At 69.1% G+C, this 25,636-nt stretch carries 20 protein-coding genes; 7 read left to right on the top strand and 13 right to left on the bottom strand.

The features are described 5' to 3' along the window. The first annotated feature begins 283 nt into the window (after positions 1–283). The gene (locus EP757_RS19445; protein WP_127548023.1) at positions 284–778 is read left to right on the top strand and encodes an NUDIX domain-containing protein; all 495 of its coding nucleotides are present in this window, start codon (positions 284–286) and stop codon (positions 776–778) included. 58 nt (positions 779–836) lie between these two features. Here the strand turns inward: EP757_RS19445 and EP757_RS19440 are convergent, their stop codons facing one another. Together EP757_RS19440 and EP757_RS19435 are read right to left on the bottom strand one after the other, a co-directional pair. Next, positions 837–1,514: a response regulator transcription factor gene (locus EP757_RS19440; protein ID WP_127548021.1), complete on the bottom strand. Its 678-nt coding sequence runs from the start codon at positions 1,512–1,514 to the stop codon at positions 837–839. Positions 1,515–1,663: 149 nt separating this feature from the next. Continuing rightward, positions 1,664–3,133, bottom strand: a complete 1,470-nt coding sequence (locus EP757_RS19435; RefSeq protein WP_127548019.1) for a sensor histidine kinase — start codon at positions 3,131–3,133, stop codon at positions 1,664–1,666. Between the two features lie 227 nt (positions 3,134–3,360). Between EP757_RS19435 and EP757_RS19430 the strand changes: the two genes are divergently transcribed. Further along, positions 3,361–3,780: a DUF1707 domain-containing protein gene (locus EP757_RS19430; protein WP_127548017.1), complete on the top strand. Its 420-nt coding sequence runs from the start codon at positions 3,361–3,363 to the stop codon at positions 3,778–3,780. A 112-nt stretch (positions 3,781–3,892) separates the two neighbouring features. Next, positions 3,893–4,714: a metal-dependent hydrolase gene (locus EP757_RS19425; RefSeq protein WP_127548016.1), complete on the top strand. Its 822-nt coding sequence runs from the start codon at positions 3,893–3,895 to the stop codon at positions 4,712–4,714. A 67-nt stretch (positions 4,715–4,781) separates the two neighbouring features. Here the strand turns inward: EP757_RS19425 and metH are convergent, their stop codons facing one another. The 10 genes from metH to murD form a co-directional block, all read right to left on the bottom strand. Further along, positions 4,782–8,381, bottom strand: coding sequence for a methionine synthase (gene metH / locus EP757_RS19420; protein WP_127548014.1), 3,600 nt, complete (start codon positions 8,379–8,381; stop codon positions 4,782–4,784). A gap of 116 nt (positions 8,382–8,497) precedes the next feature. Then, positions 8,498–10,132 (bottom strand): bifunctional 3'-5' exonuclease/DNA polymerase, encoded by a 1,635-nt coding sequence (locus EP757_RS19415; RefSeq protein ID WP_127548012.1) that lies wholly within the window; start codon positions 10,130–10,132, stop codon positions 8,498–8,500. A 32-nt stretch (positions 10,133–10,164) separates the two neighbouring features. Further along, positions 10,165–11,064 (bottom strand): carbohydrate ABC transporter permease, encoded by a 900-nt coding sequence (locus EP757_RS19410; RefSeq protein ID WP_127548010.1) that lies wholly within the window; start codon positions 11,062–11,064, stop codon positions 10,165–10,167. After that, positions 11,064–11,951: a carbohydrate ABC transporter permease gene (locus EP757_RS19405; RefSeq protein ID WP_127548008.1), complete on the bottom strand. Its 888-nt coding sequence runs from the start codon at positions 11,949–11,951 to the stop codon at positions 11,064–11,066. The genes EP757_RS19410 and EP757_RS19405 overlap by 1 nt, the downstream gene beginning before the upstream one ends. Before the next feature lie 31 nt (positions 11,952–11,982). After that, positions 11,983–13,419 carry an N-acetylglucosamine/diacetylchitobiose ABC transporter substrate-binding protein gene (ngcE, locus tag EP757_RS19400; RefSeq protein WP_127548006.1) on the bottom strand — a complete coding sequence of 479 codons (1,437 nt, stop codon included), beginning with the start codon at positions 13,417–13,419 and terminating at the stop codon, positions 11,983–11,985. 25 nt (positions 13,420–13,444) lie between these two features. Then, positions 13,445–14,302, bottom strand: a complete 858-nt coding sequence (locus EP757_RS19395) for a carbohydrate ABC transporter permease (protein ID WP_127548004.1) — start codon at positions 14,300–14,302, stop codon at positions 13,445–13,447. After that, positions 14,302–15,276, bottom strand: a complete 975-nt coding sequence (locus EP757_RS19390) for a carbohydrate ABC transporter permease (RefSeq protein ID WP_127548002.1) — start codon at positions 15,274–15,276, stop codon at positions 14,302–14,304. The genes EP757_RS19395 and EP757_RS19390 overlap by 1 nt, the downstream gene beginning before the upstream one ends. Positions 15,277–15,334: 58 nt before the next feature. Beyond that, complete coding sequence (locus EP757_RS19385) at positions 15,335–16,648, bottom strand: extracellular solute-binding protein (RefSeq protein WP_127548000.1); 1,314 nt, start codon at positions 16,646–16,648, stop codon at positions 15,335–15,337. A 37-nt stretch (positions 16,649–16,685) separates the two neighbouring features. Then, positions 16,686–17,663 (bottom strand): MurR/RpiR family transcriptional regulator, encoded by a 978-nt coding sequence (locus EP757_RS19380; protein ID WP_127547998.1) that lies wholly within the window; start codon positions 17,661–17,663, stop codon positions 16,686–16,688. A 756-nt stretch (positions 17,664–18,419) separates the two neighbouring features. After that, positions 18,420–19,772, bottom strand: a complete 1,353-nt coding sequence (murD, locus tag EP757_RS19375) for a UDP-N-acetylmuramoyl-L-alanine--D-glutamate ligase (RefSeq protein ID WP_127547997.1) — start codon at positions 19,770–19,772, stop codon at positions 18,420–18,422. A gap of 88 nt (positions 19,773–19,860) precedes the next feature. On the opposite strand from murD, the gene EP757_RS19370 reads away from it, so the two are divergent. Genes EP757_RS19370 through EP757_RS19360 form a run of 3 tightly spaced genes read left to right on the top strand, consistent with a single transcriptional unit; the run spans position 19,861 to position 22,655 of the window. Next, positions 19,861–21,147: a hypothetical protein gene (locus EP757_RS19370; protein WP_127554322.1), complete on the top strand. Its 1,287-nt coding sequence runs from the start codon at positions 19,861–19,863 to the stop codon at positions 21,145–21,147. A 12-nt stretch (positions 21,148–21,159) separates the two neighbouring features. After that, on the top strand, positions 21,160–22,275 hold the full coding sequence (locus EP757_RS19365) for a serine hydrolase domain-containing protein (RefSeq protein ID WP_232050573.1): 1,116 nt from the start codon (positions 21,160–21,162) through the stop codon (positions 22,273–22,275). Positions 22,276–22,286: 11 nt separating this feature from the next. Next, entirely contained in the window at positions 22,287–22,655 is a 369-nt protein-coding gene (locus EP757_RS19360; RefSeq protein ID WP_127547995.1) for a signal peptidase I, read from the top strand. 51 nt (positions 22,656–22,706) lie between these two features. Here EP757_RS19360 and EP757_RS19355 read toward each other — a convergent pair whose 3' ends face one another. Then, positions 22,707–23,534, bottom strand: a complete 828-nt coding sequence (locus tag EP757_RS19355) for an RNA methyltransferase (RefSeq protein WP_232050572.1) — start codon at positions 23,532–23,534, stop codon at positions 22,707–22,709. Positions 23,535–23,664: 130 nt separating this feature from the next. Here EP757_RS19355 and EP757_RS19350 point away from each other — a divergent pair, with 130 nt between their 5' ends. Continuing rightward, positions 23,665–25,449, top strand: coding sequence for a flavohemoprotein (locus EP757_RS19350; RefSeq protein WP_127547991.1), 1,785 nt, complete (start codon positions 23,665–23,667; stop codon positions 25,447–25,449). Positions 25,450–25,636: the final 187 nt, after the last annotated feature.

Raw genomic sequence — 25,636 nt, 5'->3', positions numbered from 1 at the left:
GGGTTTCCTGCCATGCCCGTCGCATTCGGCCCCCGAGCCGATATCCATACTGACCCGGGGTGGCTCCTACCCGGCGGGCTGGGCGGCTACGCCATGGGAACCGTCACCGGTCTGCGTACGCGCAGGTACACGGTTTACCGCTGGTTTCCGGGCATACTCCGAGCTCCTGCCATCTGGGACCGGCCTCGTGGGATCCGGTTCTCCGCTGCCGCCGGTCGCCCGTTTCAGGCCCGGCCGGTGGCGGAACACCGGCGCATCCGCCGCACGTCGTAGGGTCGGCCTCGTGCCTGCTTCCGAATACGTCACCGACCTGCGCTCCAAGGTCGGCACCGGCCTGATCATGTTCCCGACGGTGACCGCGGTGGTCTTCAACGACCTCGGCGAGATCCTCCTCCACCAGCGCAGCGACAACGCCCGCTGGACCCTGATCGCCGGCATCATGGACCCCGGCGAGCAACCGGCCGACGCGGTGGTCCGCGAGGTCGAGGAGGAGACCGCCGTCCAGATCAAGATCGAGCGCCTGGCCGGGATCGCCCTGCACGAGGTCACCTACCCGAACGGCGACCAGTGCCAGATGGTCAACACCTGGTTCCGCTGCCGAGCCGTAGGCGGCGACGCCCGCGTCAACGACTCCGAGTCCCTCCAGGTCGGCTGGTTCGCCCTGGACGCCCTGCCGGAGCTGAACCCCTACGCCCACCACCGCATCCGCACCTCCCTACCCGAAGAGGCCCCCGCCTGGTACGCCGCGCCCGGCGGCGAAATGATCCCAGGCTGGTGAAGCCCCCCGCACCCCCGCTTCGGCCGCTGGGCCCTCGCGGTTCGGGGACGACGCCCGGTCAGCCGGTCAGCCAGCCCGGTTTGATCAGGCCTCCCTCGTAGGCCAGCACCACCAACTGCGTCCGATCCCGCGCTCCCAACTTGATCATCGTCCGGCTGACGTGCGTCTTCGCCGTAGCCGGACTGATCATCAACCGGCCGGCGATCTCGTCGTTCGACAGTCCTTCGGCGACCAGCACCATCACCTCCCTCTCCCGGTCGGTCAGCTGTTCCAGCTCCCGTGCGGGCACCGGCACGCGTCCCTGCCCGGGCCCGGCCGCGAACTCACCGATCACCCGCCGCGTCACACTCGGCGAGAGCAGCGCCTCCCCGGCCGCCACCACCCGAACCGCCCGCAGCAGTTCCACCGGCTCGGTGTCCTTGACCAGGAACCCGGAGGCACCCGTCCGAAGCGCCTCGAACACGTATTCGTCCAGCTCGAACGTCGTAAGGATCACCACCCGCGTGGCCGCCGACTCCGGGTCGGCCGCGATCCGCCGGGTCGCCTCCAAGCCGTCAACTCCGGGCATCCGGATGTCCATCAGCACGACATCCGGCCGCTTCTCCCGAACGAGCTTCACCGCCTGCAGCCCGTCAGCCGCCTCCCCGACCACAGTGATGTCCGCCTCAGCGCCGAGCAGAGCCCGAAACCCAGCCCGCACCAGCGCCTGATCATCCGCCAGAACCACCGAAATCACGCGTCCCCCTCACCCACACCCGGCCACCCACACCCGGGCCACCCACCACCAGAGTCCGCCGTGGCTCCCGATTTCGAATCCACCGCCCCTCCGAAACGACCATCGGCACCCACCGTGGCGTCGCGCTCTTCGCAAAAGAGCCGCCGCACTCACTCCTGGCTCCCCACCGGCAGCACCACGGACACCAGGAAACCGCCCTCCGCGAGCATGCCCGCTGCGAAGCGCCCGCCCAGGCTCTCGGCCCGGGCTCGCATCCCTGCGATGCCGCTACCCCCCTCCCCCGGTCCGCCGACACCAGGGTCCACACCCCGAGGCCCGTCGCGAAGCCCGTCGCGGGAAGCATCACGGGGTGGGTCCCGGAGGGAGGATCGCTCTCGGGTGGCGGACTGGTCAGTGGCCGGATCTGCGCCCTGGTTCGTGGACGGGTCGGTGAGTGGGCTCGTCGGCGGATCCGTCGCCGGGCCGTCGTTGCGGATGGAGAAGTGCAGGGCTGACGGCAGGTAGTTGATCGTCACGACGGCGTCCGGTGACGGGCCCGCGTGCCGGCGAACGTTGGTCAGGGCCTCCTGGACGATCCGGTAGGCGGCTCGGTCCACCTCGGCCGGCAGCTCGCGGGGCTCTCCCTTGACCACGGTCCGGACCGGGAACCCCGCGTCCGCCGTCAGCTCCTCGAGCCGGTTCAGGCCGAGGGCCGGCTTGCGAGGGGCGGCCTCCCCCTCGGTACGCAGAACGCCCAGCACCGACCGCACCTCCCGCAGGGCCTCCGCGCTGGCCGTCTTGATCGCCGACAGCGCCTCCCGTGCCTGCTCCGGCCGGCTGTCCATGAGATGCAGCCCGACACCGGCCTGCACATTGATCAGAGACAGGTGGTGGCCGAGCACGTCGTGCAGCTCGCGCGCGATCCGCAGCCGCTCCTCGGAGGCCTGCCGGCGTTCCTGCTCGGCGCGGGCGCGGTCCTGCTCCTCGCGAACCTTGGTGATCGCCGCGACCTGCTCCCCGTAACTTCGCGCCACCACGCCGGCGAGCACCGCCCCGGCCACCGCCGCACCGAGAAGCAACGACTCGCGGAGCCCGGGCGGGGTGCCGGGCAGCCCGATCCGCTCCATCAGCACGAGCGTGACGAGCAGATAGGCCGCGTACGCCGAACCGCCCGCGACCGCCGCCACTCGATGCCGGCCCCCGCAGGACACCGAGTAGAGCGCGATGACCGGCGCCACCGCATAACTCCAGTGCGGTGACGCGATGGAGGCGAACGCGATCGACCCGGACGCCGCCACCGCGAACACGGCGATCGGCGCCCGCCGCCGCCAGAGCAGCGCCAGCGGCCCGGCCAGCAACAGCGCGTAGACCAGGGCGTCGAGGTCGTGATGCACCGTGTAGTCGCGGACGCCGAGCACATGGAACAGCACCGCGCCGATCACCGCGCCGGCCGGCCACTGCCTCTGCCTGCGGGACCGCGCCCACGGCGGTCGTGGTGGCGGCTCGGGCCGCTGCCACGTCCAGTCGATCTGTCCCGGCCAGTCGCGCCGGCCTCGCCGATGGTGCCAGCCTTGCCAGCCGTGCCGGTCCGGTCGTCCGGGCTGGTCACGCCGGCCTGACGAACCGCCCGGATGCCTCATGCAGCCGAACCTACGGCACCGCCTCCGCCCGCGGCATCAGCGCGCGGGCTGACCCCCGAGTACTTCCCGCGGCACATCCTTCAGCGCCCGCCTACTCCCCCGGGAGTAGACCCGGCCGGTTCCCCGGGCGTCACGCACTCCCTCGGGATGCTCCCGCCGACGGACGCGCCGGCCACCGCCGGCGAGGACGCTTGATGCCAGACACCGATCCGCCAAGGAGGAGACTCATGCAACCCGGCACCCGGCTCCGCACCTCCGACACCGAACGTGAACAGGTCGCCGAGATCCTCCGGGCCGCGATGGCCGAGGGGCGTCTCGATCTCGGGGAGGGGGAGGAACGGCTCGCCGCGGCGTACGCGGCTAAGTATCGCGACGAGCTAGCGCCGCTCACCGCCGATCTCCCCGACGGTGGCCGCGCCGCCCTGGCCCGGACACCGACCGCACGGGCCGCGACGCGCCGCTCCCTGAGACGGCACGGCAGCTTCATCCTGATCCTCGCGGGAGTCCTCACCGGACTGTGGATGCTCTCCGGCGCTCACTTCTTCTGGCCGGTCATCCCGATCGCGTTCCTGGTCATGGGATTGATCCGGCACGCGCGCCACGGGCGCTACGAATTCCGGTACAGCTACGCCCACGGGAGGTGCTGACGGGTTCTGCTGTCGGGTGGCCGACCCCACGTCGACATGCCTGCGACGGTCGTTGATCTTCGTGCCCTCCTCTGCCACAGTGGCCGAGTTTGTTCGGGGAGGGACGAAACACATGATGGGTCCGTCGCACGCGCTCTCGGGCGCGGCCGCCTGGCTGGCGGGTAGCTGGGCGCTCGCTCAGTTCGCCGGCGTCAGCCAGTCACCGCTCGAGGTCGCGGTCGGAACGGCGGTCTGCGCCGGTGGCGCGCTGCTGCCGGACCTGGACATGTCCGGCAAGGTCACCCGGAACCAGGGTGGTGCGACGGTCGCGCGGACGTTCGGGGTCGCCTCGCTGTTCGTCGCCGAGGTGGTCGAGAAGTTCTCGCTCGGCGTCTATACGGCGACGAAGCTGAGCAGGGACCCGCGGCGGGACAACGGGCACCGGACGTTCACCCACACGCTGCCGTTCTGCGCGTTGATCGGCTGGGGCACCACGGCGCTGGCGACGGCGTACGGGAAATGGGCTGTCGTCGGCATCGTCTTCTTCATGGCCGGTCTGGCGCTGCGTGGCCTCTTCGACGAGTGGGCCGAGCGCGCCGGGTGGGTCATCGTGACGCTCGCGTCCGGGTTCATCGCCTGGTTCACCGCTGCCAACCTGCCCGGCGACCGCGGCTATCCGCTGCTGGGCCTGGCCGTGGCGATCGGCTGCTTCGTGCACCTGCTCGGCGACATGATCACTAAGAACGGCGTGCCGATTCTCTGGCCGATACCGATCAACCGTCGCATGTGGCGCATGATCGGCATCCCGAACAGCATGGCCGTCAAGGTGGGCGGGAAGGTCGAGGTGGTGGTGCTGCGTACTGCCTTCACCATCATCTCGCTGCTGTCGATCGCGGGACTCTTCATCCCGAGCGTGCTCGATCGCCTGAACGAGGACTTCTGGGCCAGCCGCTGACCCTCGCAGAGCTGAAGAAGCGGGCCCGCTGAGAAAGTCCAGCGGGCCCGCTCTCCACAGACGCCGGTCAGTCGATGTTGTAGGCGAGGTTGGGCCGCAGCCAGCGCTCGACCTCGGTGACCGGTAGGCCGCGGCGGGTGGCGTAGTCCTCGATCTGGTCCTTGGCGAGGCGGCCGACGGTGAAGTAGCGGGACTCCGGGTGGGCGAAGATGAGGCCGCTCACCGCCGCTGCCGGGGTCATCGCGAAGGACTCGGTGAGGTGCACGCCGATCGCGTCGGTGCCGAGCAGCTTGAAGAGGTCCTTCTTCTCGCTGTGGTCCGGGCAGGCCGGGTAACCGAGGGCCGGGCGGATGCCGCGGAAACGCTCGGCGTGCAGGTCGGCCAGGACCGGCTGGGCGTCCGGCTCGAACCAGTCGCGGCGGGCCTTCAGGTGCAGGTACTCGGCGAACGCCTCGGCCAGGCGGTCGGCGAGGGCCTTCACCATGATGGCGCGGTAGTCGTCGTGCTCGGCCTCGTACTTGCGGGCGAGTTCGTCGGCGCCGTGGATGGCGACGGCGAAACCGCCGAGGTGGTCACCGGAGGGCGCGATGTAGTCGGCGAGGCAGCGGTTCGCACGGCCGGCCGGCTTCTCGGTCTGCTGGCGCAGCATCGGGAACGAGAAGCCGTTGTCCAGCAGGATGTCGTCGCCGGACGAGTGGGCGGGCCAGAAGCCGTAGCGGCCGCGGGCCTGGAACGAGCCGTCCGCGATGATCTGGTCGAGCAGCGTGTTCGCGTCGTCGAACAGTTCCCGGGCGACCGGCTGGTCGAGGATCGCCGGGTACTTGCCCTTCAGCTCCCACGCGAGGAACAGGAACTGCCAGTCGATCATCTGGCGGAGTTCGGCGATCGTCGGGGCGATCTCGCGCACGCCGGTGAAGGCCGGGGTGGGCAGGTCGCCGAAGTCGACCGACTCCTTGTTCGCCCGCGCCTGCGCGAGGGTGAGCAGCGGCTGCGAGTGACGCTGCTCGTGGGCCACCCGGAGGCGCTCCTGCTCGGCGCGGTTGTCCCGGTCCAGAACGGGCGAGCGTTCCGGGTCGAGCAGGTGGGAGACGACGCCGACGACCCGGGAGGCGTCCAGGACGTGGACGGTCGGGCCGTCGTACGCCGGGGCGATCCGCACCGCCGTGTGCTGCTTCGACGTGGTGGCGCCGCCGATCAGCAGCGGCAGCTTGATCCCGCGGCGCTGCATCTCGGCGCCGACCGCGACCATCTCGTCCAGCGACGGCGTGATGAGACCGGACAGGCCGATCACGTCGGCGCCCTCGGCCACCGCGGTGTCCAGGATCTTGGCGGTCGGCACCATCACGCCGAGGTCGATCACCTCGTAGTTGTTGCAGCCCAGCACGACACCGACGATGTTCTTGCCGATGTCGTGGACGTCGCCCTTGACCGTGGCGAGCACGACCTTGCCCTGGCCGCGGGAGCCCTCGGCCTTCTCCTTCTCCATGTACGGCAGGAGGTAGGCGACCGACCGCTTCATCACCCGGGCGCTCTTGACGACCTGCGGCAGGAACATCTTGCCGGAGCCGAACAGGTCGCCCACGATGCCCATGCCGTCCATGAGCGGGCCCTCGATGACGTCGAGCGGCCGGGGCAGCTTCTTCCGGGCCTCCTCGGTGTCCGCCTCGATGAAGTCGACGATGCCGTGCACCAGGGCGTGCGAGAGCCGCTCCTCGACCGGGGCCTCCCGCCAGGAGAGGTCGATCTCGCGCTTGGCGCCGCTGCCGGTGACCGTGGAGGCGAAGGTGACCAGGCGGTCGGTGGCGTCCGGGCGGCGGTCGAAGATGACGTCCTCGACGAGTTCCAGCAGCTCGGCCGGGATGTCCTGGTAGACGGCGAGCTGACCGGCGTTGACGATGCCCATGTCCAGGCCGGCCTTCACGGCGTGGAAGAGGAACGCCGAGTGCATGGCCTCGCGGACCACGTCGTTGCCGCGGAACGCGAAGGACAGGTTCGAGATGCCGCCGCTGGTGCGGGCGCCCGGGCAGCGCTCCTTGATCAGCGGGAGGGCGTCGATGAACGCCTTCGCGTAGCCGTTGTGCTCGGAGATGCCGGTCGCGACGGCGAGCACGTTCGGGTCGAAGATGATGTCGTTCGGGTCGAAGCCGTCCTCGACGAGCAGGTCGTAGGCGCGCCCGCAGATGGAGACCTTACGGTCAGTGGTGTCGGCCTGCCCCTGCTCGTCGAACGCCATCACCACCACGCCGGCGCCGAACGAACGGATCTTGCGCGCCTGCGACAAGAACTGCGCAGGGCCCTCCTTCAGGCTGATCGAGTTGACCACGCCCTTGCCCTGCACGCACTTGAGGCCGGCTTCGAGAACCTCCCACTTCGAGCTGTCGATCATGATCGGAATCCGGGCCACCTCGGGCTCGGTCGCGATCAGGTTGAGGAACGTGGTCATCGCCCGCACGCTGTCCAGCAGGTCGGCGTCCATGTTCACGTCGAGCAGGTTGGCGCCGCCGCGGACCTGCTCCAACGCCACGTCGACGGCGGCCTGGTAGTCGTCGGCCTCGATGAGCCGGCGGAACTTCGCCGAGCCGGTGACGTTCGTCCGCTCGCCGATCATGACGAAGCCGGTGTCCGGGCCGATCGCGAACGGCTCCAGGCCGGAGAACCGGGTGGTCGGCGCCGGCGGGTCGATCACCCGGGGAGAGAAGCCGGCCACGGCCTCGGCGATCGCACCGATGTGCGCCGGGGTGGTGCCGCAGCAGCCGCCGACGATGTTGACCAGGCCGTCCTCGGCGAATCCGGCGATCAGCGCGCTGGTCTGCGCCGGGGTCTCGTCGTAGCCACCGAAGGCGTTCGGCAGGCCGGCGTTCGGGTGCGAGGCGACGAAGACGTCGGAGAGCCGGGCCAACTCGGCCACGTGCGGGCGGGCCTCGGCCGCGCCGAGCGCGCAGTTCACGCCGACGACCAGCGGGTGGGCGCGCTCGATCGAGCGCCAGAAGGCCTCGACGGTCTGACCGGAGAGGGTCCGGCCGGAGAGGTCCACGATCGTCACGGAGATCCAGAGCGGCAGCTCGGGGGCGACCTCACGGGCCGCCGCGATGGCCGCCTTGGCGTTGAGCGTGTCGAAGATCGTCTCGACCAGGAGCAGGTCGACGCCGCCCTCCGCCAGGGCCGCGATCTGTTCCGCGTAGGTCGCCTTGACCTGGTCGAAGGTGACCGCACGGTACGCCGGGTCCTCGACCTTCGGCGACAGCGAGAGCGTCACGTTGAGCGGGCCGACCGAACCGGCGACGAACCGCGGGCGGCCGTCCCGGGCGGCGGCCTCGTCGGCTGCCTGCCGGGCCAGCCGGGCGCCCTGCACGTTCATCTCCCGGACCAGGTGCTCCAGGCCGTAGTCGGCCTGCGCGATGCTGGTCGCGGTGAACGTGTTGGTGGTGGTGATGTCCGCGCCGGCCGCGAGGTACTGCCGGTGCACGTCGAGGATGACGTCCGGCCGGGTCAGGATCAGCAGGTCGGGGTCGCCGGTGACGTCCTGCGGGTGGTCGGCCGGGATCAGCTCGTTGCGGTAGTCGGCCGGTGCCAGCTTGGCGCCCTGGAGCATGGTGCCCCACGCGCCGTCGAGCACCAGGATCCGCTCGGCGAGCAGCTCGCGCAGGGTGGTCAGAGAAGAAGCCATGGGTACACCTCCGATATGAGTCGGAGGCGCCCTTGTTTCGGGTTGATCACCGGACGAGCGTGACGGGTGACCCGCTGCAGCGCCTCTCGGCCGGACCAACAACGATACCGACTTTCTCATTTCGCGTCGGCGTAGGCACCAACCACTGAGACGTCCAGCGGGAAACGCACCTCACTGTCGCCGAACAGCATCCGTCCGGCGCGGGCCGCGCACTCCTCGACCGCGGTGACGACGTCCGCGGACTCGCCGGCCGGGCAATGGATGACCACCTCGTCATGCACGAAGAGCACCAGTTCAGCGGACATTTCCCCCAATCTTGTACGTAGAAGCGCCAGCAGCACCAACGCCCACTCGGCAGCGGTCGCTTGGATCACGAAATTCCGGGTGAATCGCCCGCGTGCTCGGCCCGGAGGCACCGCGGCTTCGGCAGGTGGATCCAGTCCCCCGTCCGCGGCAGCGAACGCCGGCGGGCACGTCCGGCCGAGCCAGGATCGGACCAGCCCGCCTGTTTCACCCGTGCGGGCGGCCGCCTCCACGTAGTCGAACGCCACCGGGTAGTGCCGCCGCAGCACCGCCAGGGCCGGGAGGGCGTCGCCGCCGGTCTGCCCGTACATCGCCCCGAGCAGGGCGATCTTCGCTTTCGCCCGGTCACCGCCGAACGAGTCGGCGGCCAGGGCCGCATAGAGGTCGCCGGCGGCGGCGGCCCGGGCCAGCCGGGTGTCACCGGAGACCGCGGCCAGGACGCGGGGCTCCAGCTGACCGGCGTCGGCGACCACGAACTGCCAGCCGGGATCGGCCACCACGGCCCGGCGGACGACCTTCGGCACCTGCAGCGCGCCGCCGCCGCGGGTCGCCCAGCGGCCGGAGACGACACCGCCCGGGACGTATTCCGGGCGGAAGCGGCCGTCGCGCACCCACGCGTCGCACCAGGCCCAGCCGTGCGCCGTCCAGATGCGGTAGAGCTCCTTGAACTCCAGCAGCGGCGCCACGGCCGGGTGGTCCACGCCGCGCAGCACCCAGCGGCGCGTGTTGGGGACCTGGATCCCGGCCCGGGCGAACGCCTTCACCACCTCGGCCGGCGAGTCCGGATGGAGCCCGTGCATCCCGAACGCCGCGTTGATCTCGGCGGTCAGCTCCGCGAGCCGCCGGGGCGGGCCGACCGGCTGCGGCGGGCCGAGCAGCTCCCGGAGCAGCTGGTCGTGGACGTCGGCGCGCCACGGGAGGCCGGTGTGCCCCATCTCAGCGGCGATCAGCGCGCCGGCTGACTCCGCGGCGACCAGCATCCGGAAACGGCCTGGATGATCGGTATCGGCGATGCGACGCTGCTGGTCCGCGTACGACGTCAGAAGATCTTGAATGTCCAGGGTCGGCGCCACGGTGGTCTCGAAGAGCGCGGCCTGGGCGAACCCCGGAGGCTCGGCATCGGGACGCAGCGCATCGGGTGGCGCCGGGAGGCCGCGCGACCGAGCCAGCACCGCGGCGACCCCCCGTGGCTCGCCCCAGCGCCCCGCATGACCCAGCAGCAGCGCCTCGGTGAGCTCCAGGTCGTGACAGCGGGCCACCCGGATCCCGGCGCGCAGCAGTGCCGGATAGACGTCAGCGGTCGATGCCCAGACCCAGCGTGGCTGGTCCGCGGCCTCCCGGGCGGCAATGGTCGCGGGCAGGTCGGCCACCTGGTGAGGTGGTCCGGCCGGCCCGCCGTCGGCTCGCAGATCCTGCAGCCGACCGTCAGGGAGTACCGCTACCAGCACGCCGCCATTCTGCGCCTGCGGTACGACAAGTCTTACTTGACGGCGCCCGCGGTGAGGCCCGCCTGGATCTGCCGCTGGAAGATCGCATAGACCACGATCATCGGCAGGATGGTCAGGGTCAGCGCCGCGAAGAGCGTGGACCACTCGGCGTGGTAACCGGCCTGCACGCTGATGTTCGCGATGCCCTGGGTGAGCACCCACTTCGAGTCGGCGCCGGCGCCCTGCATGATCGCGACCGGCAGCAGGTACTGGTTCCACTGGCCGACGATGTTGAAGATCGTGATGCTGATCAGGCCGGACTTCGCCATCGGCATCATGATCTGGAAGAACTTGCGGGTGTGCGACGCGCCGTCGACCGTGGCCGCCTCGTCGATCTCGTGCGGCAGCGCCTTGAAGAACGCCGCCAGGAAGAAGACGGTGAACGGCAGGGAGTACGAGATGTACACCAGGATCAGGCCGGTGAACGTGTTGATCAGCCCGAAGTTCTTGAGGATGAAGAAGAGCGGGGTGATCGCCATGAACGTGGGGAACGCCAGGCCGGACACGAACAGGTAGTAGAGGAACCGGTTGCCGCGGAACTGGTACCGGGCCAGGACGTACGCGGCCATCGAGCCGAACAGCATGGTCCCGGCCGTGCTGATGGCGACCACGAAGACGCTGTTCAGGAAGTACTGCCCGATGTGGGCCTCGTTCCAGGCCGACACGTAGGTGTCGAACGAGAACGAGTTCGGGAGCGCGAACGGCTCGCCGAGGAAGATCTCGGTGTTGCTCTTGAACGAGGCCAGCAGCACCCAGATGAGAGGACCGGCGGTGGCCAGCGCCCAGGCGATCAGGGCGATGTGCGCGAGGCCGTTGAGAGCGGTGAATTCCCTGTGTTTCTGAGCCACCACGGGCTTCTCAGAAACGGCCTTTTCCGAAAGAACCGCGGTCATCAGTGGGCCTCCCGCCGCGTGACGCGCAGGGTCAGCGCGGCGAATGTCAGAGTCAGGAAGAAGAGCGCCACGCCGAGGGCGGAGGCGTAACCGGCCTGCGAGTATTCGAAGGCGTTCCGGTAGATCATCATGGCCAGCACCGACGTGGCGCCGTCCGGGCCGCCCCGGTCCACCGACATGATGTTGATGAGGGCGAAGCAGTCGAACGCCGCGATGCCGAGGTAGACCCAGGCGACCTGCAGCGTGCTCCAGAGCAGCGGCAGCGTGATCTTGAAGAACAGGGTGATCCGGTTGGCGCCGTCGATCGCGGCCGCCTCGTAGATCTCCGGGTCGATCGAGCCCATCCCGGCCGAGAAGAGCACCACATAGAAGCCGACCGCCTGCCAGACCGCGACGGCCAGGATGCAGGTGAGCGCCCAGCGTTCGTCGGCCAGGAAGAGCCAGGGACTCCAGGACTCCGGGAAGAGGCCGTTGATCATGCCGCTCTTGTCCGAGGCGAACACCCGGCCGAAGATCACCGCGACGATGGCGAGGGCCATCAGCTGCGGGAAGAAGAAGATCACCCGGTAGACCTTCGAGCCCCACACACCCCGCTTGTGGTCCCGGCCGACGTTCAGCAGGAACGCGAAGAACAGGGCGATCGCGATCGTGATGAACGGCAGCAGGATCAACAGGTAGAGGTTGTGCCAGACGGACCGCCAGAACAGCTCGTCGGCGAAGAGGCGTTCGAAGTTGTCGAACCCGACGTACGTGATCGGCCCCAGGCCGGACCAGCTGGTGAAGGCCAGCTGGAACGTCTGGATGTAGGCCGCCACGACGAAGGTGCCGTAGAGCGCCACGGGCACGGCAAGGAAGCCGATGATGAAGGGATACTTGCCGTGCCGCATGGCGCGCCTACCTTGCTTCTTCGCTACGGGCTCAGGATCGGGTGAACTTCGTGACGGACGAGTCGGAAGCCACGGCCTGGGACGCCGCCTCCATCCGGTCCGCGAACTTCTGCGCGTCGTAGTCCTTGAACATCAGGTCGTTCGCGGCCGCGCGGGACTCGTCGTCGAGCTTCTTGTACCAGGTGTCGAACAGGTAGCCCATGAAGATGTCCTTGCCGGCCTTGCCGACGGCCTCGTTCGCGCTGGTCAGACCGGGCGAGATGGTCACGCCGTCGGCCGCGCCCGCCACCACGGTAAGCGACTTGGTGAGCTTGGTGAAGCCCAGCGCCGCCTCCTTGGAGAGCATGCCCCGCAGGTACTCCATGCCGCCGCGCGGGTTCTTGCCCTTGGCGGCGACGAAGTAGATCTCACCGGCCGCGGCGTTGAGGGCGGCCGCCGGCAGCGTGTCCGCCGCGGTCACGCTCGGGTACGGGGCGACGGCGTACTCGAAGCCCGGAGGGGTGTCCTTGGCCTGCTCGTTCTCCAGCCAGGAACCACACGGGTAGAAGGCCAGCTTGTCCTGGTTCTGCCGGAGCTGGACCTCGGTGTGCTTGAGGCCGAGGAAGCTCTTGTCGAGGTACTTCTTGCCGACCTCGGCCCAGGCCGCGGCGGCCTTCACGATGGCGTCGTTCCTCCAGGCGCCGGCCTTCAGGTTGTCGATGTCCTTGAGGACCTGCTCGCCACCGATCTTGCCGGCGCTGGTGAGGATCGCCCGGACCTGGTAGTACGACGCGTTCGCGCCGGCGTACCCGTACGGCGTGATGCCCGCCGCCTTGATCTTGTCGAGCAGGGCGGTGAAGTCGGCCCAGGTCTCCGGCACGGTCCAGTTGTTCTTGGTGAACAGCGCCTTGTTGTACCAGAGGCCGAACACGGTGTACGCGTAGTTCACGGCGTACGGCTTGCCGTTGTAGGTGCCCTGCTCGATCGCGCCCGGCACCAGCGTCTCGGCGACGGTCTTGCCGGCCACGTCCCAGGACGGCGCGGCGAAGAGGTCGGTGAGGTCCTGCGCCTGGCCGGCGTTGACGACAGCGCCGAAGTCCATCAGCTTCGAGCCCGAGTTGTTGATCATGTCCGGCGCGTCGCCGGCGTTGATCCGGGGCTGGACGACGGTGGAGACCTCCTGGGTGGCGGAGTACGTCACCTTCGAGTCCGGCCACTTCTTGTTGTACAGCGGGATGTCCACGTCGGTGGCGTACTTCGTGCCGAGGCCGCCGTCGAAGATGATGACCTCGATGCCGGTCTTCGGGTCGATGCCGAGCGGGTTCTCCGCCGACTTCTCGCCCGTCGCCTGCTCGGGCGCGGTGTCGTCGGAGCCGCCGCCCACACAGGCGGAGAGCATGCCCACCGCGGGGGTGGCCGCCAGGCCGACCGCGGCAGCGCGGCGCAGCAGGGTACGGCGGTCCAGTTCGGAGGCGGTTATGTCAGACATCTTTGTCCTTTCCAAGATCTGAAGATCAACCCTTGACCGCGCCGGCCGTGAGCCCGGTAGCGATGTTGCGCTGGATGAGCAGGAAGAAGATCACCACGGGGATCGATGTGATGATCGCACCGGCCATGAGAGGGCCCCAGGCGGTACCGCGTTCGGTCTGGTTGTAGAGCAGCCAGGCCATCAGGTTCTGTTTCTCCGGGCTGTTCAGCGTGTTGATGATGATGAACTCGTTCCACGCCTGGATGAACCCGTAGACGGAGGTCGCCACCAGACCGGGACCGGTGAGCGGCAGGATGATCCGCCAGAACACCTGGGCCCGGGTACAGCCGTCGATCATCGCAGCCTCGTCCAGCTCGCGGGGGATGCCGGAGATGAAACCACGCAGGGTCCACACCGTGTACGGCAGGAGCAGCACCAGATAGACCAGCGCGACGCCGGGCAGGGTGTTCGTGAGTTCCGCTCGCTGGAGCATCAGGAAGAGCGGGATGAGCAGCGCCAGGAACGGCACCAGCTGAACGGCCAGGATCACCAGGATGATCGACTTCCGCCCGTAGAACTGGAACCGGGCGATCGCGAGCGCCGCCAGGAAGCCGACGACGAGCGCCGCGGCGACCGCCATGGCCGTGATGATCAAGCCGTTGACCATCGACGGGAGGAAGAGCTCCTCGCCGAGCGCGGACTTGAAGTTGTCCAGCGTCGGGTTGATCGGCAGGAACGTCGGCGTGAAGCTCTTGACCTCGTTCTCCGGCTTGAACGCGGTGTTCAGTACCCAGTAGACCGGGAAGAGCATGAGCAGGCCGAAGATGATGCCCGTGGTGTTCGCCGCGATCGTGCCGGTCCGGCTGCGTCCGACGGTGATGACGCCCTCGTCGTGCCGAGCCATCAGTCCACCTCTCCGATCTTGAACATCTGGCGGATGTAGAACGCCATCACGCCGAGCATCAGCAGCACGGTGATCACCGAGATCGCCGAGCCGTAGCTGTACCGGGACTGCCCGAAGGCCTGCGTGTACGAGAACGTCGCGAGCGTCTGGTAGACCGGCTCGGGGTGCCCGTCACGCAACGCCCAGTTCTGGGTGAAGAGGCCGAAGTTCCAGATCACCGACAGCGTGGTGACGATGGTCAGCAGCGGCTTCAGGATCGGCAGCGTGATGTTACGCAGCGACTGCCAGGCCGAGGCGCCGTCCACGGTAGCCGCTTCGAGCAGTTCCTTCGGCACCTGGGTGAGGCCGGCGCTCAGCGAGATCGCCAGGAACGGGATGCCGGCCCACACCACCAGCGTGGTGATGACGCCCCAGCCCTCCCACGGGTTGACGAACCAGCTGTGGTTCGCGAAGTCCACTCCGGGGATCTTGTCGATCAGGTAGTTCAGGACGCCGAAGTCGGAGTCGGTCAGCCAGCGGAACGCCTGCGCGGCGACCAGGGCCGGCAGCGCCCAGACGAACATCATCGCGATCATCATGAACAGCCGGACCCGGCTGTGCACCCGGCGCATCAGCAGCGCGACGCCGAGGCCGAGCAGCACCGAGATGGTGACCGAGACGATCGTGAAGGCGGCGGTCCGCAGCACGACGCTCCAGAACACGCCGTCGGTCAGCGCCTTCGTGTACTGGTCGAAGCCGACCCACGGCGGGGTCAGCCCGGTGATCAGCTCCCGCAGCCGCATGTTCTGGAACGACAGGACGATCATGCGGTAGAGCGGGTAGGCCAGCAGCGCGACCAGGATCAGCAGGGTGGGCAGCGAGAGCAGCCAGGCTGTCCGGGCCTCACGCTGGCTGCGGCGGCGCACGCGGTTCACCTTCGGCGGCTTCTGCGGCGCCGGCTCCGTTTTCACGGGCGGCGTGTCGACGGCGTACATCAGTGATCCCTCCTGGGCGTGCCGCCCGCTTCCTCGCGGAAGCGGGCGGCACAGCGAATCAGGCCTCGTTGAGCGTGGCGTTGATCTGCTCGTCGGCCCACTTGGCGCCGTCGGCGACCGTCTTCTTACCGGTCAGGATGTCGGTCAGCATGGTCTGCAGGATGCTGGCCTTCTCCACGTCGGCCCACTTCTCCGCGTTCGGCGGGAACCAGCTCGACTTCGCGGCGAGCGCGGCGTTCTTGATCGTCGGGTTCGCGGCGGCCTTGTCCAGCAGCGCGGTCGAGTTCGGCAGCGCGTTCGCCGCGATCAGGCCCTCCATCGACTTGCTGTCGGTGAACGCCTTGATCCACTGAGCGGCGAGCTCCTTGTTCTCGCTCTTCTGGGTCACGCCCAGGTTCGAGCCACCGAGGAAGGAGGGGATCTCCGGCATCGGCGCGGCGGCCAGCTTGCCCTTCACCTTGGTGGGGACGAGCGGCGAGTTCGGGTCGTTCGGGTCCTTACGGACCTCCTCGGCCGAACCCTGCTCCCAGCCGTTGCCGTAGAACATGCCGCCCGAGCCCTGCGCGAAGATGCCGGCCTGCTCGTTCTCGTTCTTGGTGACGTCGGCCTTCGAGTACTTCTTGGTGACGTCGACCCAGGCCTGCAGGCCCTGCTGCGAGGCCGGCGAGGAGAGCTGGCCGACCCACTTGTCGCCGTCCTTGGTGGCGATCTCGCCACCCTTCGACTTCACCCAGGACATCGCGGCGTACCAGTACTGGCCCGGCATGTAGAACGCGCTGAACTTCTTGTCCTTGGCGTTCGCGGTCTGCAGCTTCTCCGCGGCGGAGAGGAAGTCCGCGTAGGTGGCCGGAGCCTCGGTGATCCCCGCGCTCTTGAAGAGGTCGGTGCGGTAGATCAGCACGCGGGCGCCGGCGTAGTACGGCACGCAGTAGGTCTTGCCGTCCAGCTCGCACGCGCCGGAGAGACCGGTCAGCCAGGTGTCCGAGTTCTCGAAGTCACCCTTGTTGAGCTCGGCGAAGCCGCCGTTGAAGACGTACTTGGAGAACTCGGTGTTGCCGAGCTCCACCACGTCCGGTACGTCGGTGCCGGCCAGCGTCGCGTCCAGCTTGGTGAGGTGGTTCGCCCACTGCTGGTACTCGACGTTCACCTGGGCGCCGGTGGCCTCGGTGAATCGCTTGGTGGCGTCCTCGACGACACCCTTCCAGGCGGTCTCGGCGTCGACCATGAGCCAGACCTTGAGGGTCTTGCCCTTGCCGTCGACAGCGCCGGTGGCCGAGGTGGCGGCCTCGTCGGACCCGGAGCCACCGCCACACGCGGTGGCGCCGAGCAGCGTCGCGGCGAGGGCCGCGGCAACCGCAATCTTGCGCTTCACTTTTCCTCCCGAGGGGACTTCATTGTGTGAAAAGGGTTCAGCTGTCTTGCGCGGCCTTGTGCCCGTGCACTGCCTGAGCGGTGCGCTGGAACGCGGCGTGTGAACGTTCATGGGTCCGCTGCGCCACGGCGACGTAGAGCAGATCGAGGACGACCAGCTGGGGATGCCGCGCGCTGAGCGCGTCCGGCCGGAAGGTCGTCGCCTGGGTGGCGGTGAGCAGGACGATGTCGGCGAGCTCGGCCAGCGGTGAGCGCGGGAAGCTGGTGAGCGCGATGGTGGTGGCGCCCCGGCTGTTCGCCTCCGCGAGCAGCTCGATCGTCTCGCCGGTCTCGCCACTGTGCGAGATGCCGAGCGCGACGTCGCCGGGCCGGGACAACGCGGCGCTGGCCAGACCGTTGTGCACGTCGGTCCAGGCCCACACCGGGATGCCGATGCGGTGCAGACTGAACTGCATCTCCTCGCCGACCAGCGCGCTTCCGCTGGCGCCGAAGATGTTCACGCGAGGCGCCGCGGCGATCGCCACCGCTGCCCGTTCCACCTCTGCCAGGTCCAGCAGCGAGGCGGTGTCGTGCATGGCCCGCGTGTCGGCCGCCATGATCTGGCCGAGGACCCGCTCCAGCGGATCGTTCGGCTGGATCTCACGGCCGATGTCGATGTGCCAGCCGGCCGAGCGCGCCCGGCCGGTCTCCGCCGCGATCCCGAGGCGGAGGTCCGCATACCCGTCGAAACCGACCGCCCGGCAGAACCGGGTGATCGTCGCGGGCGAGGTGCCGCTGCGCTCGGCGAGCTCCACGATCGTGGCTCGCGAGGCGGCGGCCGGGTCGGTGAGGACCTGCTCGGCGACTCGCTGCAGCGCGCCGGTGAACTCCGGCAGCAGGGTCCGCACGCGCAGCAGGACGCCGTCCTCCCGGTCGTTGTTCGCGATCGCTGGGCTCCCGTTCAGGGCGGCCTTGTCGCGAACCGACGAGGACACGACCGCGGTCCACGCGGTGCCGTCCATCTCCGGCTCAGCCATCGGACACCCTTTCAGGAAGGACTGTTTACTGTCGCGGTAAAAGTTCTTACTAACCGCCCCTTCATGTCAAGCAGTTGGGTGAAGTTTTCAAACCGTTACCTGACCTGCGGCAATGAACTGATGTTTCCGAGCAGGCAGATGACGGCCATCAATCAGCAAATAACCCTTACGATGTGTCCGCCATCACATGTCCCGGTTACGCCCTATTTGTCATCGCCTGTTCGTAGCATGTCTCACTGCCTCTTCGGCTGACGCCAGCTAGCACTTTCGGTCGATCTCCGTGACGCGGCGAAACCTCGCCGTTACTCCCGAAACAAGATCAAAAAATTTTCCGTACGGGGACGGGCAGTCGCCGAACGCAGCCACCACGCCCCACAAAGGGCCCTCCAGCCAGGAGCAACACGGGCCGGCCAACGACCCGCCGCCCGAGTCGGTGGTCACCCTTACCCCACGTTCCGCTCACTGACAGTGAGAACAAGCCTTGAAGACCACCCTCCGGCCGGCCGCGCTCGACGGCCGCCCGACATCCCACCCGCCGGGGCACCGCCGGTCGAGCTCCCGCATGGGCCGCCTGCAGACCTTGGAGCGGCAGCGGGGGCGAGGCCAAGGGATCGACCTGACAGATCTTGGAGCGGCGGCGAGGGGGCGGCAGGACGGCGGAGCGGCGGCAAGACGGGGGCAGGACGGCGGCAGGGCGGAGGAGCGGCGGGAGCGGGAGCTGGCGGGAGCGGGCGCCGCCAGAGAGGGCTGGGAGGGCTACTTGGCGGTGTCGGATACGGCTTGGGCGAAGACTTCGGAGCGGTGTTCGAAGTTGCGGAAGCGGCCGTAGCTCGGGGCTGCCGGGGACAACAGGACTACGCCGCCTGACGGGGTCACCTCGCGCGCTATGCGGACGGCGTCGATCAAGTCCTCGGCCAGGTGCGTCGAGACGCCCGACAAATCCGAAATTTCCGAAATTATCCGCCCACCACTGTCCGGCAACCCAATCACCGTCAGTGTCCGCGACTCCAAGAATGAACGTAACGGAGCGTAATCCAGCCCGCGATCAGTCCCCCCGACGAGCACGGTGAGTGGCCGATCCTCATAAGCCTCGATCGCATGGATCGCTGAATACGGACTCGTCGAGAGCGTGTCGTCGACGAACGTGACCCCGGACGGGTCCGAGATCTCGGCGAGGCGGTGCGGCAGTCCACGGAACGACCGGACAGCAGCCTCCAAGTCGTCCCGCAGACCGACGACGTCCACACCCATCCCGTCCAGCACGGCGAGCGCCACACACAAGTTCCGCTCGTTGTGCCGGCCCTTCAACCCCAGCGCCGACCTGCTGAACAGCGGTTCGTCGCTGCAGAACACGGTGCCGTCCTCGACCCGGAACCGGGAGTCCTCGGCGGCCGCCGGGACCGGGGGGAAGCCGTTGCGGTCGACGACCCCGCGGATCTCGCCCCGGAGCCGGTCGTCCTCGGCGTTCACCACGATCAGTTCCGGTCCGTACCGGAGGATGTTGAGCTTGTCCCGGTAATAGTTCTGCTCACTGCCGTGCGAGTCCAGGTGCTCCGGGAACAGCGACGTCACCACGGCCACCCGGGGCGATTCGGTCAGATCGGCACATTGGTAACTGGAGAGCTCCAGCACGTACAGATCAGATTCGGGCATGTCGAGAAGTGGAATGCCGATGTTGCCGCCGTACGCGTTCGGCTTGCCCACCGCCGCCAGGAGGTGACTGATCAGGCTCGACGTGGTGCTCTTGCCCTTGCTGCCGGTCACGCCGACGGTCTTGGCGGCGTTCGCGGCCATCCAGAGCGCGCTGCCGCCGGTCACCGTGACGCCCCGGGAGCGCAATTCCTGGAGGTACGGATGGGTGAGCGGGACACCGGGCGAACGCACCACGACGTCCGCCGTGTAGAGGGCGGCCTGCGCGTGCTCCCCGCCGGCGAGCGGCGCGAGGGCGGCGATCTCGTCCTCCCACGGCGTGGAGAGGTAGTTGGCGCTGTCGTCGACGGCGATCAGGCGCGCCGGCTCGTGCTTCGCGATCGCGGTCACGGCGGCCCGTCCTTCACGGCCGGTGCCCCAGACCGCCACCGAGCGGCCACGCAGATCCTCCAGGCGCACGTCATCTCCCCCAACCGGGTCACTCTCGAGTCGAACTAATATTGCCCGTCGGCCTAATGACAGGAGTTCCCGGGTGCAGTTCGACGTCATGCGCTTCCCCTCGTACTCGTTCGATCCCTCGACCGGGGTGGCGGCGTTCGACTACCTGCTGGACGGTCCGGAGCCGCTCCGCTTCACCGAGACGATCACGTTCCCGGTGCCGGAGGACGGCCGTGAGGTGCCGGCCGCGCTGACCAAGGTGCTCGACCTGCTGCACGTCGTCGCCGGTGTCAGCTACTACAAGGTGGGCGCGCCGGCCCGGATCGTGGCGCCGAAGCCGGTGCCCGCCGCGGCGCGCGACTTCTTCACGGCGGTCTACACGAAGGGCCTGGCGGAGTACGCCTACCGCAATCAGCTCCCGCACGTGCTCGAGCTGACGGTGGAGACGCAGGACGCGGCTGTCATCTCCGAAATCTCGGACATGACAGGCCGCCCGCTCTCCGCAGTCGGCGGCGGCAAGGACTCCATCGTCACGCTGGAGATCCTGCGCGCGGCCGGCCTCGACCCGGTGCCGTTCTCGGTCAACCCGAACCCGGTGATCGTGAACGTGAACGCCGCCTCCGGCCTGGACGCGCTCGCCGCCCGCCGCAAGCTCGACCCGAAGCTGTTCGAGCTGAACAAGGCCGGCGCGCTGAACGGGCACATCCCGGTCACCGCGATCAACAGCCTGATCGCCGTCGCCACGGCGGTCTGGCACGGCCTCGGCCCGGTGGTCATGTCGAACGAGCGCTCCGCCTCCGACCCGAACCTGATCTGGAACGGTCACGAGGTCAACCACCAGTGGTCGAAGGGCGCCGAGGCCGAAGGGCTGCTGCGGGAGGCGGTCACGGCCGTCACCGGTCTGGCCGACCCGTACTTCTCGCTGCTCCGGACTCTCTCCGAGCTGCACATCGCCCAGCTCTTCGCCGGTTACACAGCGTACGATGACGTCGTTACCAGTTGTAACAAGGCGTTCAAACTCCACGACCCGACGGCCCGCTGGTGCGGTGACTGTCCGAAGTGCCGGTTCGTGTTCCTCGCGATGGCCCCGCACATGCCCCGCGAGCGGCTCGCGCACATCTTCGGCCACGACCTGTTCGCCGACGAGGCGCAGGTGCCGGGCTTCCTGGAGCTGCTCGGCGTCGACGCGCACAAGCCGTTCGAGTGTGTCGGCGAGGCCGAGGAGTGCCTGGTCGCGCTCTCGCTGCTGACCGACGACGCCCCCGTGCTCACCGCCCTGCGCGCCGCCGTGCCCGACTCCGCGTGGGCCGACGCCTCGCACAGCGCCGTCTTCACCCCGGGCGGTCCGAACCACATCCCGCCCGCCTACCGGAAGATCTTGGACGAGGCGCTCTAAGCCCGAGATCAAATGCCTTTTCCCGTACGGGGAACCGCCGCCGAACCGTTCGCCGTCGTGGTGGACGCTCTCGCCGGTCTGCCGTCCGACCCGGGCGCGCAGTTGGTCGTCCACCACCACGGCCGGCGGGTCGTCGACGCCTGGTCCCCCGCGGCCGGCGACGGCGACGCGCTCACCGGCGTCTACTCGGCGGGCAAAGCGGCGGCGTACCTGGTGGCCGCCGCCCTGGTCGCCGACGGCGTGCTGGAGCTGGACCGGCGGGTCGTCGAATACTGGCCGGAGTTCACCCTGCCGGCCCTCACCCTGACGGATCTGCTCGCACACCGCTCCGGGCTGATCGGGGTGCACGGCGGCTTCACCCCGGCGGAACTGGCCGACGACCGGCTGCTCGCGGCCCGCCTCCTCCACCAGGAACCGTTCTGGAGGCCGGGCAGCGCTTACGGCTATCACGCGTTCACGATCGGCGCTCTGCTGAACGAGGTCGTCACGCGCGCTACCGGACGTACCACGAAGCAGCTCTTCACCGATCTGATCGGCACACCGGACGTCTTCCTCGGAACGCCCGACGAGAGCCGCTACCGCCCGCTGCTGCCGCCGCCGCAGAAGATCCGGATCCCGCCCGGAAGCCTCACCGAGATCGCCTTCAACCTGAACGCCGCCCCGCCCACCGACATGATCTCCTGGATCAACACGCCGTCGGTCCGCGCGGCAGGCCCGCTCTCCGGTGGCGCCGTCGCCAGTGCCCGAGGGCTGGCTTCCATGTACGCCGCCGCGCTGTGGGGTGCCTCTCCCCCGCCGGGTTCCTCCTCGCCGGCACGGCCGTTCGTCGATCGGCACACTCTCGCGGACTTCGCCCAGATCTCGTCGGACGGCTTCGATCGTGTCACCGGGGAACGCCGGCACTTCGGCCTCGGCTTCGAAGTCCAGCACCTGCGTTACCCCGGACTGTCCCCGTCGGCGTTCGGCCACAGCGGCGCCTCCGGGACACACGCCCTGGCCGATCCCGATCACGGCCTGGTGTTCGCCTACACGAGACGGACGTGCGCGTACCCGACCGGCGCCGCGCCCGAAGTCCCCGCCCTCCTGAACGCGGTCCTCCGAGCTGCCGGACCCGTGCCCACCCGGTAGCGTCGGCGACCGTGACAGATGGGATCTACGTAGGCAACGCCGACCCGGACGCGCTCGCCGACCGCGGCTGGCTGCTCGGCCACTTCAAGCCGGAAGGCGACCCCCGGCACAGCACCGACGTCGAGATCAAGTGGGGCCGCCACCCGAAGGGCGACCGCCGGGCCCAGTGGGTACGCGGCGAGGACCGCACCGCCCTGCTCGTCCTGATCAGCGGCTGCTTCCACATGGAGTTCCCCGGCCGGACCGTGGTCCTCGACAAGCAGGGTGACTACGTGGTCTGGCAACGAGGCGTGGACCACTCCTGGCTGGCCGCCGACGAGTCAGTGGTGCTGACGGTCCGCTGGCCCTCGATCCCCGGCTACGCAGTCCCGCAGCCCTGACTCCCAGCCCTGACTGCCCGTTTCGCGGGACCGGGCGGGACAGAAACGGGGCTACTGGGGACGGCCGTCGATGCCGTACATCTGTAGGGAAAGCTCCCAGAAAGCGATGGCCGCCGCCGTGGCCACGTTGAGGGAGTCGACGCCGTTGTGCATGGGGATGGATACGCGGACGTCGCTGGCCTGGAGTGCCTGGCGGGTGAGGCCGGGTCCTTCGGCGCCGAGGAGGAGGGCGGGGCGGTGGCGCTGGGCGGGGGTGAGGGATTGCAGGGGTACGGCGTCGTCGGCCGGGGTCATCGCCAGCAGGGTGAAGCCGGCCTCGCGGATCGCCGCAAGGGTGTGGCGCCAGCCGTCGTCGGGTTTGGCGTACGGGATCGCGAAGACCTCGCCCATGCTGACCCGGACGGCGCGGCGGTAGAGCGGGTCGGCGCAGTTCGGGGAGAGCACGACGGCGTCGATGCCGAGGGCGGCCGCGCTGCGGAACAGGGCGCCGAGGTTGGTGTGCGTGTTGAGGCCTTCGAGGACGGCGATGCTGCGGGCGTTCGACAGCAGTTCGTCCAGCGGCATCAGGTCACGGCGGTGGAACGACGCCAGGATCCCGCGGTGGACGTGGAAGCCGGTGATCGACTCCAGGACGGGCGGGGTGGCGGCGTACAGGGGCGCGTCGGACGGCAGGCCGGTCAGCTGGTCGGCGCGTCGCTCGTCGACGAGGGCGGACCGCATCCGGTAGCCGGCCTTCAGCGCGCGCTGGATCACCAGTTCGCCTTCGGCTATGAACAGCCCGTTCGGCGGCTCCCACTTGGTGCGCAACTCGACGTCGGTGAGGGCGCGGTAGTCGGCGATGCGGGGGTCGTCGGAGCTGGTGATGGTGAGCGCTGGCACCCGAGCATTGTGCTCCACGCCTGCGGTAGGCCGATCCGGAGGCGGTGCTGGCCTGCGCGGGCCGGATTTTTCCGGCACATCGGGCATATGGTGAGAGAGGATGTTCCTAACTTTCTCGGAGGGTTTGTCAGTGTCGGCTGGTTCGGGACAGGGATCCGACCCGCATCTGCTCGCGTTGCTGCGGGCCATCCGGCTGCGCCAGAACGCGCCGGACGCGGCGGCCGCCGGTGCGGCGGATACGGCGGCAGCGCTGTCCGAGATAGCCGCGAAGGCACGCGAGAAGGCGGCGGCGTCGAGCGAGATTCCTCCGAAGCCAGAAATTTCCGATTTATCGGGTAGGGCAGAAATATCAGGTAAGGGAGGGGCCGCCTTGTTTCCTGACGAGCCCCCGGCTCATCCCAGCCGGATCCCGCCGCCCCCGGCGCCCGAGCCCGCGTCCGCGCCTCCGCCGCCCAAGCCCGCCTCCTCGAAGAAGGCGAACTCGGAACTCCTCTGGCGCGGCGACCCCGGAGCGACCCTCGGCCGATCCGGACTGGGCAACTCTGCGAACCGGCGTCCGGCGAAGGGTGTCTGGGGCGCCGCGGCAGGCCGGATCAACCCGATCACCGGCGTGAACCCGGCCGGCCCGGCCACTCCCGCGCCCCCGATCCCCGGCCTCGACGGGATCCGCCCGATCGGCCCGCCCGGAACCGAGTTCCCGACGGACCCGTCGGCGTTCAGCGGCTACCCGCCCCGGCCCGGCCACGGTCCGGCACCGATCCGCAACGCCCCCGGTTCGGACGGCATGGATCCCGCCGACGACGTGGCACTCCGCGACACCCAGCGCCTGCTCAGCACGAGCCTGACGTTCGCAGGGGGCGTCGAGGAAGTCAGCGAGCGGCTCTGGGACGCCTTGCTCCAAGCGCAGCCGGATCTGCTCGCGACGATCTCCGGTACGGCCGCCACGCAGCGAGGTCAGCTGGCCAGGGCACTCACCTGGCTGGTCCACAACTTGGACAATCCGCCGAAAGTGGTCGCCGGCTGCGGCGCGCTGGGTGCGGCACTCTCCGCATGCGGCGTCCAGTGGCAGCAGATGCAACTGGTCGGCGCCGCCGTCGCCGAGTCGCTGCGCACCGGGATGACGCCGGGCCAGTGGCGGCAGGATTTCGATCTGGCGTGGCGCTGGACGTGGCAGCACACCTACGAGTGGATCGTGCACGGCGGGACGCTCGCCGCGTACCAGCCGACCATCTGGACCGCCGAGGTGACCGCGCACGAACTCCGCCGCCCCGACCTCGCGGTGCTCCGCGTCCGACCGTTTCTGCCCATGCCGTACCGCCCCGGCCAGTACGCCGGCGTCGAAGTCGCCGACCACCCCGGCGCGTGGCGCCCGTTCTCCCTTGCCGGCGCGCCGCACCGGGGCGAGACGATCGAGCTGCACGTCCGCGCCAGGTCCCCGCACGGCGTCGGCCACACCCTCGTCCACCGCACCCGGGTGGGCGACCGCATCCACCTGACCAGGGCTTCCGGCGACATCAGCGTCCCCGCCGAGCCGGGCCGCGGCGTTCTCATGCTGGCCGAGGACACGGGCATCGCCCCGATGAAGGCGATGATCACCCAGATCGCCGCCACCGCCGACCCGCGCCCGGTGACCCTCTTCTGGGGCGTACGGGACGTCTCGGAGCTCTACGACATCGACGACGTGTCCGCCATCGCCCACACCGCCCCCAAGGTCACGATCGTCCCCGTCGTCTCCGAGGGCTTCCCGGGCCCGTACACCTTCGGCCTCCTCACCGACGCCGTCGCCGCCTACGGCGAATGGTCCCGCCACGAAGTCTGCGTCGCCGGCCCGCCCTTGATGGTCGCCGCCACGACCGCAGCCTTGGAGCACTTGGGCGTCCCCAAAACCAGAATCCACCACGATCCACCGGAATGACCCAGCCAGTCTCCGGTCCCATGGTTGCTCCAGAGAGCGACAAATCGGACGGCGGGACAGTGCAGGCGTACAGCCGGTTCCAACAGCTGCACGAGAGAGCGACAATTCGGACGGTGAGGTGGCGCTGACGTTCGGCCGGCCGCACCGCGAAGCGACGACGCACCGAGTCACAGCTCGCGGGTTCTGG

This window comes from Actinoplanes sp. OR16, from assembly GCF_004001265.1.
Classification (GTDB): Bacteria; Actinomycetota; Actinomycetes; order Mycobacteriales; family Micromonosporaceae; genus Actinoplanes.
The sequence above is the reverse complement of the archived record's forward strand: the minus strand, read 5'-3'. Positions and strand labels throughout refer to the sequence as shown.